The sequence below is a fragment of the Pseudomonas sp. GW821-FHT07F05 genome, assembly GCF_059418765.1.
Genome location: NZ_JBWKQL010000007.1, coordinates 167331 through 179472 on the forward strand (window position 1 = coordinate 167331; position 12142 = coordinate 179472).

Genomic DNA, 12142 nt, shown 5'->3' on the forward strand with positions numbered 1-12142 from the left:
GGGGATGACGGCGTTCAGGCTCAATCCGCCCCACGCAGATAATCCACATCTGCCACCGATTCCTGCCACACGGTCTTGCCGATGGACGTGGCGGTGTGGACCATGAAGTTCGTGGTATTGGCGCCGTGCCAGTGCCGCTCATTGGGGCCGATCCACACGGTGTCGCCCTGGCGGATGGGCTGTGGCGCGCTGCCTTCCAGACAGATCCAGCCGCTGCCCGACGTCACGTACAGCACCTGCCCCTGTTCGTGGTAATGCCAGTAGGTGCGCGCGCCGGGGCAGAACGAAACGTTGTTGATGGTCACCCCATCCGTGGTGGGCATGACCGGGTCGGCCCAGACCACGCCGGTGAACGTCGCGCCACGCTGTTCGGAAATCGCGCCTTCGACAGCGCCGTGAAAAACTTTCATGCCTTGTCTCCTTTCTTGTTCTCTATGGCCGATTCGTGCAGGCGTACCCCACCGGACAGGTCGCCGATGGCGTCTACCACGCGGTTGCTGATCAGGTCGCCGTAGCCGAGCGCCGTTTGCAGGCCGAAGCTCGCCAGCGGACCCGATGCATTGAGCGAGGCGACCCCCAGTTCGCGGACGCGATCCAGGTACAGCACCACGTCCTTGGTCATCAATTTGCCGGTCAGGCCGCCTTCAAGGTAATTGCCATCGACGATGTGCGGGAAGCGGTTGAGCGTGGCGAAATTCACCCCACTGCTGCTGTTCAACACGTCGAGCAAGCGATGCAGGTCGAGGCCCGCCTTCTTGCCGGCAACCATCACCTCCGCCGTGGCCGCCAGGCTGACGGCGTTGAGGAAGTTGTTCAGCAGTTTGGTGGTGTGGCCGGCACCGCTTTCGCCCATCAGGAACACCTTGCTGGCGATCGGCTTGAACACCCACGCCAGGGTGTCCACGGTCGCGCTGTCGCCACCGACCATCAAGGTCAGCGCGCCCTTCTCCGCTGCTGCCGCGCCACCGGAAATCCCGGCGTCGACGTACTGCACGCCGCGCTCGGCAAACAGCCCGTGCAAACGCATCGTCGAACTCGCCGCCGCAGTGCTCAAATCAACGACCACCTGCCCCTCGCGACAATGCTCCAGGAGTCCGTTCGGCCCTTCGACGACGGCCTCGACCACCTTGCTGTCTGGCAGCGACAGCAGCACGACGCCGGCCTCGGCCGCCACGTCGGCGACCGATCCGGCCACCTGCGCGCCAGCGGCCTTGACCCGCTCGCCGTCGGTGTCATACCCGAGCACGCTCAGCCCGGCATTCACCAGGCAGCGCGTCATGCGCCCGCCCATGTTGCCCAGACCGATGAAACCCACGGTTTTGCTATTCACGACAGCTCTCCTCACGTGCAGAGAATTCTAGAAATCCACGTCTTTGGTTTCCGGCCCCATGTAGGCGCCGATGGTCGCGATCACGCCGCCAATCACCAGCAGCACGGCCGGGGTAACGGTGAACGGCATGAATTCGCCCAGCCAGGCCATGTAGAAGGCGTAGAACGACGGGATGATCACTGACAGGCTGAAACCGACACCGAAGCCGGTGGCGCGCACGTCGGTCACGAAACGCTCGTTGATGTAGGTCACGATCACGCCCCATGGCGCGGTCACCAGCACCGAGAGCACGCAGACCAGCGTGATGATCACCGGCAACGTGAGCCCCTGGACGTTGGCCAGGACGTACATGATCGCGGCGCCCAGGGTGGCGATGATCGGCCCGAGAATGATGAAGAAGCGCCGACGGCCGATCTTCTGCCCGATCATGCCGGACGCGATATAACTGAAGAACAGCACCGAATAGGCGATCAGCAGCGTCCCGGTGACCTCCATGCCCGAGAGGTGCAAGGTGTTGCGCAGCAAGCCGGTGGGCAGAAAGATGGTGATGATGTTCTGGGTCAGCCAGAAGCCGGTCATCATCAGCAACACTTGCAGCAGGTTGCGCCCGCTTTTGCCCCGCAGCAGATCGGTGAGCGGCAGCTTCTCGCGGGGTTTGTTGCCCGCTTCGCTTTCCCAGATTTCCGATTCCGACACCGCGTAGACGTAGTACAGCGCCAACATGCCCGCCAGCACGGCACCGATCACGAACGGAATGCGCCAGCCCCATTGCACGTAAGGCGAGCCGGGCCCATCAAGGGGGAACAGCATGAACATCAGCATCGCCACCAGGTTGATGGTGACGTAGGCCAACGGGAAGCCGGCGATAATCAAGCCGCCCACGAACCCGCGTTGGTGCTTTTTCGAATACTCAATCGCCAGCGGCATCGCGCCGGTGTAACCGCCGCCGAGAAAAATGCCGTCGACGAAACGCAGCAGCACCAGCAGCCAGTACGACGCGATGCCGATGCTTTCATAACCGGGCAGCAACGCGATCAGAAGCGTGACCACGCCGAAGCCGGATACCGAGTAGATCGACGCCATGCGCCGCCCGGTCTTGTCAGCGATCATGCCGAACAGCAAGGCGCCGATGGGGCGGCCCAGCAGCGTGGTGATGAACACCAGCGAGGCCAGAATCGCCGCCATGCCGGGCGACAGTTGCGCGGGCTGGAAATAGAACAACACCGGGGACAACACCACCACCGGCAAGTAGATGTCGAACATGTCGATGTATTCGGAGAAAAACGCGCCCTTGATGGCGTTCCTCCTCTTATGCTCGATCGACTGTTCGGTTTCAGCCGCCGATCTGGCTGGGGCGTAGGTGCTCATGACGTTTTCCTTATAGTTATTGTCGGACGCAAGCATGGAGGTGGAACGATCAGCTGGCGGTTTCGGCCTCATAGGCCTTGATCGCCTCGGACGCCACACGGAAGGCCGCCAGGCCCAGTGGCGCGCCGCAGTACACCGCCGCCTGCATCAGCACGGCGCGGATTTCTTCCCGGGTCACACCGTTGCGCAAGGCGCCGCGTACGTGAACGCCCAGTTCATGGTGCTGGCTCATGGCAGTCAGCATCGCGATGTTGATGATGCTGCGGGTCTTGAACGAGAGGGTCGGGTCGCCCCAGATCTCGCCCCAGCAGACCTCCGTGACCATCTTCTGCATGGGCCGGTTGAAGTCGTCGGCCGCCGCCCAGGATTTCTCGACATGGCGGTCACCGAGCACTTCCTTTCGATTATTGAAGCCCTGGTTGAAGCGTTCGTTGTGGTTCGCATTGTCACTCATGTTCTTCTCACCTTTTTCGTACGATCGACTGATTGTCATACAGTTGAAATGGGCAAATTTTTTTCAGCCGTGCGGCGAAGCGGTTGGCCGGCTCAGTTGCCGTAGCCCACCACAGACTTGACTTCCAGGTACTCGCGCAAGCCGTACTCGCCCCACTCGCGGCCATTACCGGAGCGCTTCACGCCCCCGAACGGCGCGGCGAAATCGGCTGGCGGGTAATTCACATGCACGCTGCCGGCCTGTAACTGGCGGGCAACCTGACGCGCACGCTGTTGATCGGCCGATTGCACGTACGCCGCCAGGCCGTAGTGGGTGCCGTTGGCGATGGCGAGTGCGTGCGCTTCGCTGTCGTAAGCAATCATCGACAGCACGGGCCCGAAGATTTCTTCCTGAGCAATGGTCATGTCCGGCGCCACGTTGGCAAACACGGTCGGTCTGGCGTAGTAGCCCTTCTCGATGCCCGGCGGCAGTCCAACCCCACCCGTCACCAACTGCGCACCTTCGTCGATACCGCTTTGAATCAGTGCCTGCACCCGACGCCATTGCTCCCGATTGACCAGCGGGCCGAGCTGGGTATTTTCATCCGTCGTGGGCCCGACGCTGTAGCCTTCGGCGGCAGCCTTGGCAATCTGGATGGCGTCGTCCATCAGGTGGCGCGGGATCAGCATGCGCGTCGGGATCGAGCACGACTGGCCGCTGTTGGTGAAACAGGCGGCGACACCGCGGGTCACGGCATCCTGCAGGTCAACGTCGTCCAGCAGGATGTTCGCCGACTTGCCGCCCAGTTCCTGTGCCACGCGCTTGACCGTATCGGCGGCCGATCTGGCCACCAGCACGCCCGCGCGGGTCGAACCGGTGAACGACAGCATGTCGATGTCCGGGTGTGCCGACAATGCCGCGCCCACTCCCGGCCCGTCGCCGTTGACCAGATTGAACACACCCGGTGGCACGCCCGCCTCGTCCAGCACTTGCGCAAACAGCAGGCTGCTCAGCGGTGAATATTCGCTGGGCTTGAGGACCATGGTGCAACCCGCCGCAAGGGCAGGCCCGACCTTGACCACGATCTGGTTGATCGGCCAGTTCCACGGGGTGATCAGGCCGCAGACACCCACGGGTTCATGCCGGATCAAGGTAGTGCCCCGAGTTTCTTCGAACTGAAAGCGTTTCAGCACATCGATCAGTTGATTGAGGTGCAGCCAACCGCGCGGCACCTGAAACTTGCGGGAAAACGTGATGGGTGCGCCCATCTCGACGCGCATCGCCTGAGCGAATTCTTCTTGACGACGCTCGTAGATCGAGACGATGCGCTGCAGCAGCGCGATGCGCTCGGCGACGGACGTCCGGGCGTAACCCGGCAGCGCTTTGCGAGCGGCAGCCACAGCCCGGTCAACGTCGGTGGCATCGCCCAACGCCAGGCGCTCGACCACGGTTTCGGTGGCCGGATCAATGACGTCGAACCACGAGGGCGACGCCGGTTCGACCCAGCGCCCGTCGATGTAAAACCTGTCAGCGTTCGACATGGCATCGGGCTCCTTCACTCGCCTTCTCTGGCCAGCATGCGGTACATCTCGGTGTGGTCCGTGGCAGGCGTGGCATCCTGCGCCACGTCGTTCCAGACCTTGATCGCGCTCTGGCCGAAGAGCATCGGGTAATCCAGCGCGTCCGAAAGCCCCTTGGCGATTTTCAGATCCTTGTTCATCAGCTGCATCGAAAAGCCCGAACCGAAGGTGCCGCTGAGCATGAATTGCCTGGCTTTGTTCAGCGAAGTGTTACTGCCGCCGCTCGAGGCATTGAGCACGTCGACCATGACGCCGGGGTCAATGCCGAAGCGTTTGGCGACATGCAGCGCCTCAACCGTGGCCATCAAGCCCGCTGCCGACACGAAATTGTTCAGCGCCTTGGCCGCATGACCCGAACCGGCGTCGCCGATGTGCAGGATGTTCTTGCCCATGGCGTCGAGCACCGGGCGGCAACGCTGCAGGACCTCGGCATCGCCCCCCACCAGAATCGCCAGGCTGCCGTCCACGGCGCGCTTCACTCCTCCCGAAACGGGCGCGTCGAGGTAGTGCAGGTTGAGTGTCTTGAGACGCTGCCCCAGTTCACGGGAACGCGCGGGTTCCGAAGAACTCATGTCGATCACCACAGCCTGCGGCGCGAGGGACGCGGCCCAGCCGTCTTCGCCCAGCAACACACGCTCGACGATGTCCGAGTTCGGCAGCATGGTGATGAGGATGTCGAGGGATTTAGCGTTCTCGGCGGTGAGCGCGCTGGCGTTCAGGGTCGCCTGCACATCACGCAGACGGCCGGCGTCGGCGTCAGCGAGAAACAGTTCAAAGCCGGCTTTGGCCAGGCAGGCCGTCATGGGAGTGCCCATCATGCCCAATCCGATGAAGCCGATACGTTGCGGTTGCGTCATGTCCGTGCCCTTTGATTTTTATGTTCTTGTCAATGGCGTCGAGGCGGCGTCAGCCTTTCCTGCGTGACGTTCACCAGCAGGTGAAATAAAACTATAGGGCTGTCATACAATCGGTCAATAGGATAATTTACGTTTTCTTACCAGCGGCACCTGCTCGCAACTTTTGTCAGCAGCCCTAACAGGAGAAGAAAAATGATCGTTGAATTGCGCACCTATCACTGTGCTCCCGGCCGTCTGCCTGCATTGCATGACCGGTTCACCAGCACGACGCTGGGATTTTTCGAGAAGTACGGGATCGGGCAGGTCGGCTTCTGGACCAACCTGACGGGGGCGACCAATCAGTCGCTGACGTACCTGTTGCAGTGGGAGAGCCTGGCCGAGCGCGAGACGAAGTGGAATGCGTTTCAGGCGGACGCCGAGTGGATCGCCAAACGCGCGGCGACTGAAGCCCAGACGATTATCGTGGAGCGGATCGAGGTGCAGTTCATGGCGCCGACGGGGTATTCGGCGTTGCGATGAAAGGAGAGCGCTGAAGGCCGTTTGAATATCCGTTGCTGCGGTAACGGCTGCGTGAGCGGACTCCAGTCAGGGTTGATGCGACACCTGTCGGCGCCGCTGGAGGCAAGACCGCAGTGAATGGCGAAGGTCTGCCAGACAAGGCGTCTGACACGCGCCTGTGCTGTCCTCGCGACTCGTGACATCACCGCATCGCGTGCTGTCGACGTACGGCGGCGAACCGTCACTCGACCGCATGCGCCCCTGTCGCTGCCAGCAGTTCAAGGACGTTTTTCGAAGCGTTCTCGACGTGGAGCAATGCCGCAGCGCAGGCACTTTCTTCATCGCGCAACTGGATGTTGCGGACGATTTCCTTGAGTTCGGCGAGGGTGTGAGGCATGCGCCCTTCCCGGCCCAATGACAAGGCGCGCAGAAGGCTGACGCGGTTGTTGAGCTGTTCGAGCATGCTGCCGACGACGCGGCTTTGTTCGATGTCGAGGAGGACGTGGTAGAAGCGTCGTTTGATGTCCAGCAAGGCTGTGCCATCGACGCTGGTGGTGCGCGACTGTTCGGCGAATTCGTCGAAGACTTCACTCAATTCGCCCACGTCTTCGTCGGTGGCGTAACGAACGAAGTTGCGCACGGCCAGGACTTCCAGCGCACCGCGCACGTCATAGATTTGCACCGCATCTTTGGCATCCACCGAAGCGACATAGGCGCCGCGATGGGGCACCTGCTCCACCAGGCCTTCGGCTTCGAGCTGCCGCAACGCTTCGCGCAACGACGTGCGGCTAACGTCCAGGGCCGTGTAAAGCTGTTGCTCGACCAGACGATCGCCGGGTTTGAAACGCCCCGAGATGATTTCGTTGCGCAGTGCATCCTGCACTTGATGCCGCAAGGACGATGCCTGACGTAGTACTTTCATGCTGTATCCCTGATGACCTGTAAATGCCGTGATGGAGACCCTCGTGGAGCAAGGGTCACTTTGAACCTGCGGGCCGATCCTCATGATGCGACCCGTCGAAAGCAATCGTATTGTATTACAGGAATTTACGGGGAATTTAAATCAGCAGGTGATCCGGTGGTCGTTCGGCATGCGCCGGGGCAGCAGACTGGCCAGGCATTCAGGTCGCATGCGCTTTAGCGTCGCGGCTGAAGTTATGGCCCACAAGCGGTTACTCCTTTCTTACTCAAAGCGGCTCGCCTCTGCACTCAGCCCGCTGCTAGCATCCACTCATTGATAACCTGAGATTTTTCCATGCTACGGATTGCAAGCGTCTTTGTTTTCACAGCCATCTTTTCTCTGCCAGCGTCGGCACAGGAGCAATTCCAGTGTGCCGGGGCAACCGTCACCATTGCGGTAGATGCGACCAGGCCATTGCGATCAACAGAAGGCGCAGACGTTGTTCTCCGGGTAGAACGCGGCACTCGTTCAACAGTCTTGCGGTACAGCAATGTGGATTTCATCGGCGGCGAATGCGACACCGATGCAAATCACGCTAGCCGGATCATCTATCAAGCTGTCTGTGGCGGCAGCGGTTGTCATGATTTATCCAACTGGGGAGTCATCAATCCTGAAAGCCTTCAAGCCCTGCTGGTTCCTTCGGACGACAGCCTTGAGCCAGCCATTGCCCTCCTCGGGCATAAGCCGATGCTGAAAGGCAAACCGATGAATGTGAGCGCTGAAGCACACCGGCTGGGACTACCTACGCCGTAAGGTGCAATGGGCCAAAGAAATCGATAGCCGACGATGAAGCCCCTTTGACTCAAATCAAACGGGACCCAGGTCGTTCTTCACCTGTTCTTGCCTTGCCTGATCGCCGCTCGGCGAATCTACGTACGGAACCTGGCAAGCATCTGCCGAAGGTCAAGGGCCGCCTCACCCGGCGAACAGATCAAACACGCCTCCGAACACCGGGTCCACTCCAGCGCTGAAGCCCTTGAGAGCCAACCTTCGCACGCCCCTCCAAACGAGGACGGGATAACGGCCTTCGTCAATGGGGTCAGGGATAAGAAGCGGATCAGTGGATCCAAGTGCAGTTAACTAATTATTTAAGAAAACGGTGCTTAAGATCTCCCCTCTTCGGCCGATTATATTGGATTGCTGAGTTTAATTAACGCTCATCACCTTTGAGTCAGAAACTGATATACATCTGGAGCCAACAAGTAATGTTACGTCTGACCTGCAAAGCTATCCTTATTGCGCTGTCGTTTGGCCTTTCAACTATCGCCGCTTCTGAAGATCTTAAAGTCTATAGTTTCTCGCCTGTCAATCAATACAACCTTAATCTCTCAGCCACTTTCTGGAACCCGATCATACGGTACGTGTCCGAAAAAAGCGGCGTGAACCTCACGCTGAAATTAGGCCGCACCTCCTCTGACACGACCAGTTATGTGCTCGCACAAGAGGTTGATTTTGCATTTACCAATCATCTCTTCAGCCCTGAGCGCGACAAAATGGGCTGGAAGGTATTTGGCCGCCGTGACGCCCCTGCCCTCGAAGGACAAATCGTGGTCCCCGCCGATTCGCCCATCCATAGCCTTTCCGAACTGGAAGGCAAAGAGGTCGTGTACCCCGGCCCCGAAGCGTTTATTGCTTACAAAGTCACCAGCTCGGAACTGGTAAAAAAAGGGATACATACGTCTACGGTATTTGCAGGAAACATGGACGGCGCCTTCAGCCAGCTGCTCAGCGGCAAGGCTCAGGCGATGGGTGTCAATTCACAGCTTGTCAGCGGCTACACGGAGAGAGAAGGTCAATCGTTCCGCGTATTGTGGAGTTCGTCCTCGTTCAATGATTTAGCCCTCATGGCCTCCCCTCGTATTTCTCAGAAAGAACTTGATGCGGTAGCCAACGCATTTTTCAACATGCAGTACGATAAAGACGGCAGCAAGATTCTTCATGAGGCGACCGAGTTAGTTCATGCACCGGCACCGATTACCTTTATTCCTGCGACGGCAGCGGATTACGCTTCCTATCGTGATTTTTACAGCAGCTTGCCGGCAAACCTTAAGTAAATAATCTGACATTTAGCTGGAGAGGCTATTAATGACTTTCTTTAAAAGCCTGCTGCCAAAATCGCTGACGTCGCAAATATTGGGAATGTTGTCTGTTCTGATAGTCGTATTCCTTACGGCCGGCCTGGGTCTGTTTTATAAAAATCAGCTTCTTCAACATATCGAGGAAATCCAAGACACCGCCAATATGCTGATCGAGGTTGCCGCGCAAGCCGTGGAGGAAAGCGTAGTCATCGGCGATTACGACACCATCAAAAGAACCCTCGAAAAGACCCTGGCTCGCTCGCCATTCCAATCCGCCATGTTTATTGACCTGTCAGGTGGCGTCATTCGCCTGCAGGCGCCCAGCGCGCCGGTTGGCAGAGCCCCCGCATGGATAGAGTCCGAGGTCGCTGCACGATTGTTCGATGTCAACCGTCCGATAACGATCGGTGGGAAAGATTATGGCGTGATGCGCCTGTCATTCAACGCCGAGAAAATAGCGACCGAACTTTGTAATCTGGTGGTGCAAGCTACGGTACTGGCAGTGCTTTTTTTGCTCACAAGTTTGTTATTGATGGGCTGGGTGATCAAGCGTTCACTTGCCCAGCTGGACAAGCTTCACTCCTATGAAGCGGAAATCGCTTCCGGCGAAGTGGCAGCAGAGGCTATGTTGGTCGCAGATGCTCCCGTCGAAATACAGGAAGCAATCAAAGCGGTAAACCGTACTGCGGCAAACATGCGTAATCACTTTGGTCAGCGCATCGAATCGTTGATGAACACCCTGGTGCAGCATAAAAACGCCCTGGATGAGGTTTCAATCGTTTGCGAATGTTCGCCGTCCGGTCGCATCACCTATGTCAACGAACGATTCGTGACAAGCTCACAGCGTTCCCGGGCCGAGCTTTTAGAGTTGACGATCGATCAAGTCTGGAACGGCATGTCTTCAACCACTCAGCCGTGGCAGTGGGCACCTGAACGCGGAGTGTGGAACGGTGAGGTCAGGCTTACCGGTCTTGCCGGTAAGGAGAAATGGCATCAACGCACCATCATCCCTATTCTCGATGACAGGGGCGGCGTTGAAAAATATATCTGCATCGACATCGATATTACGGATCGAAAAGAGTTTGAGGATGCGATTCTCGATAACGCCAGAAGGCAAAACCTGATCGCCCTGTTTGGCCAGCAGGCACTGACAGAGGAAAACGTCAGCGCCCTGGGTGAACTGGCCGCACTGACGGCCGCGCAAGGGTTGAGCATGGGTAGGGCCGCTTTGTTAGTCGTTGATCGAGTGAGTCACAGAGTCATCCTCAACGCCAGGACCGGCTTTACCAGCGTTGATGCCCGGAATGGCTACACGAATGAATTCTTGAGCGGTATGGGTTCTTCTGGCGGGCTTGAGATTATTTCCGATACGCCTGATGCAACGTACAAGTTGCTGTCGATTGACACCGTGGAAGCTGAGCGCATTGGAAGCCGTATAGAGGTCGATATACCGTGCGGGAATGCCTTTAAGGGTGTGCTCGGAGTCTATGCCACCACGGGGCAGCCCTTTACCCGTGAAGATGTTAGCTACCTCCAAACGTTGGCAAACCTGTTGGCCGCCGCGCTTGAACGGGATGACGCGAAGAAAAGGCTCACCTATCTGGCCGAAAATGATTCGCTTACACATCTGCCTAATCGCTGGTTTCTGAATAATTACCTGCACACTGCAATCAGCCGCACTGCATCAGCGCCCTCTGCAATAAGCGTCATGTTCATCGATCTGGACAGATTCAAAACCGTGAACGACACCATGGGGCATTCCGTAGGGGATGAATTGCTCATCCAGGCAAGTCGGCGCCTGGAGGAATATATCGATGACGACAGTCTGGTTGCGCGGCTGGGGGGCGATGAATTTTCGATTGTTGTCACACAGGCTGCTTATTCGGAGAGCTCCATAAAATCGCTCGCGACCCATATTGTCGACGCTTTGGCGAAACCATTTAATCTTCGCGGTCAGGATATATTCGTTTCAGCGAGTGTTGGCATTGCTAATTATCCCTTTGACGGGGATGACGCTGGCGTCATCCTCAAGCATGCTGATACCGCCATGTACCATGCAAAAAAGAGCGGTCGTAATAATTTCAAGTTTTACACTGCCGAGATGAATGAAAGTGCCGTCAAGCGTTTGCAAACTGAAACGCTATTGCGGGGCGCGCTTGATCGCGACGAGTTCATTCTGCATTTCCAGCCCAAGGTCAGCCTCACAGACGGCAGCATCAGTGGATTGGAGGCGTTACTGAGGTGGAATCATCCAGAGCTCGGCCTGGTTTCTCCCGCTGACTTTATCCCTATGCTTGAAGACACCGGCCTGATCATTCCTGTGGGCGAATGGGTCATCCGGAAGGTCTGTGAAACCCTAAAACGTTGGGAAGATAACAATCTCGGAGTGGTACCGATCGCCATCAACCTTTCAGCCAGGCAGCTTCAGGTAAAAGGACTGGCTAAAATCGTCAGGCATATCCTGGAAGAATACGGTATCCACCCTGCTCTTTTAGAGTTCGAGCTCACTGAATCCGTGCTGATGATTGAACCCGAGTCGGCGGTTGAAATACTTCGAGAGATAAAGTCATATGGCATAGGTCTTTCGGTCGATGACTTCGGAACGGGTTATTCCAGCCTGGCCTACTTGAAGCGATTCCCTATCGACACTCTTAAAATCGATAGAATGTTCATAAAAGATATAACAAGCAATCATGAAGACGCGGCGATCACCCGCGCGGTCATCGTATTGGCGCACGAACTGGATCTAAACGTCATTGCGGAAGGCGTCGAAACATCTGACCAACTAGAGTTGCTTGTCAAACATGGCTGCGATCAAATTCAGGGCTATCTTTTCAGTAAACCCGTCACAAGTGATGAGTGTGCCGCCATGATTAAATCTTCACGCACGTTGGCTATAAGATTTTCTGAACCTGATTTTGCCTGAATCAGTATCTGCAGCATTTGCGCGACCCGCCAGGACGGGCAGCGGCGCTTGAACCCAGGGTGAATGTCTTCCCCGGGGCCTCCCCCTTCAGAGCCGTCGCAGCTCTGGCGA

11 protein-coding genes are annotated in these 12142 nt (G+C 57.7%); 4 read left to right on the forward strand and 7 right to left on the reverse strand.

The window, feature by feature from the left end; genetic code table 11:
- Window positions 1–20: 20 nt before the first annotated feature.
- From AC07RO_RS16410 to AC07RO_RS16435, 6 genes are all read right to left on the reverse strand, one after another.
- Window positions 21–410, reverse strand: a complete 390-nt coding sequence (locus AC07RO_RS16410) for a cupin domain-containing protein (RefSeq protein ID WP_495086569.1) — start codon at window positions 408–410, stop codon at window positions 21–23.
- A complete protein-coding gene (locus AC07RO_RS16415; RefSeq protein ID WP_346625749.1) occupies window positions 407–1330 on the reverse strand; it encodes an NAD(P)-dependent oxidoreductase in 924 nt (307 codons plus the stop codon). Before AC07RO_RS16415 ends, AC07RO_RS16410 begins: the two co-directional genes overlap by 4 nt.
- Window positions 1331–1357: 27 nt before the next feature.
- Complete coding sequence (locus AC07RO_RS16420; RefSeq protein ID WP_346625748.1) at window positions 1358–2698, reverse strand: MFS transporter; 1341 nt, start codon at window positions 2696–2698, stop codon at window positions 1358–1360.
- Between the two features lie 49 nt (window positions 2699–2747).
- Window positions 2748–3152 carry a carboxymuconolactone decarboxylase family protein gene (locus AC07RO_RS16425; RefSeq protein WP_192172558.1) on the reverse strand — a complete coding sequence of 135 codons (405 nt, stop codon included), beginning with the start codon at window positions 3150–3152 and terminating at the stop codon, window positions 2748–2750.
- Between the two features lie 92 nt (window positions 3153–3244).
- The gene (locus AC07RO_RS16430) at window positions 3245–4672 is read right to left on the reverse strand and encodes an aldehyde dehydrogenase family protein (protein WP_495086570.1); all 1428 of its coding nucleotides are present in this window, start codon (window positions 4670–4672) and stop codon (window positions 3245–3247) included.
- Window positions 4673–4686: 14 nt separating this feature from the next.
- Window positions 4687–5568: an NAD(P)-dependent oxidoreductase gene (locus AC07RO_RS16435; RefSeq protein WP_423574287.1), complete on the reverse strand. Its 882-nt coding sequence runs from the start codon at window positions 5566–5568 to the stop codon at window positions 4687–4689.
- A gap of 192 nt (window positions 5569–5760) precedes the next feature.
- On the opposite strand from AC07RO_RS16435, the gene AC07RO_RS16440 reads away from it, so the two are divergent.
- Window positions 5761–6087 (forward strand): NIPSNAP family protein, encoded by a 327-nt coding sequence (locus tag AC07RO_RS16440; protein WP_495086571.1) that lies wholly within the window; start codon window positions 5761–5763, stop codon window positions 6085–6087.
- Window positions 6088–6307: 220 nt separating this feature from the next.
- On the opposite strand, the gene AC07RO_RS16445 is transcribed toward AC07RO_RS16440, so the two are convergent.
- Window positions 6308–6988, reverse strand: a complete 681-nt coding sequence (locus AC07RO_RS16445) for a GntR family transcriptional regulator (RefSeq protein ID WP_192172554.1) — start codon at window positions 6986–6988, stop codon at window positions 6308–6310.
- A gap of 333 nt (window positions 6989–7321) precedes the next feature.
- On the opposite strand from AC07RO_RS16445, the gene AC07RO_RS16450 reads away from it, so the two are divergent.
- The 3 genes from AC07RO_RS16450 to AC07RO_RS16460 all read left to right on the forward strand — a co-directional run bounded on the left by AC07RO_RS16450 (window position 7322) and on the right by AC07RO_RS16460 (window position 12031).
- Complete coding sequence (locus tag AC07RO_RS16450) at window positions 7322–7780, forward strand: hypothetical protein (protein ID WP_423574285.1); 459 nt, start codon at window positions 7322–7324, stop codon at window positions 7778–7780.
- A 452-nt stretch (window positions 7781–8232) separates the two neighbouring features.
- Entirely contained in the window at window positions 8233–9081 is an 849-nt protein-coding gene (locus AC07RO_RS16455) for a phosphate/phosphite/phosphonate ABC transporter substrate-binding protein (RefSeq protein ID WP_495009450.1), read from the forward strand.
- A gap of 31 nt (window positions 9082–9112) precedes the next feature.
- Window positions 9113–12031 carry a putative bifunctional diguanylate cyclase/phosphodiesterase gene (locus tag AC07RO_RS16460; protein WP_495086572.1) on the forward strand — a complete coding sequence of 973 codons (2919 nt, stop codon included), beginning with the start codon at window positions 9113–9115 and terminating at the stop codon, window positions 12029–12031.
- Window positions 12032–12142: the final 111 nt, after the last annotated feature.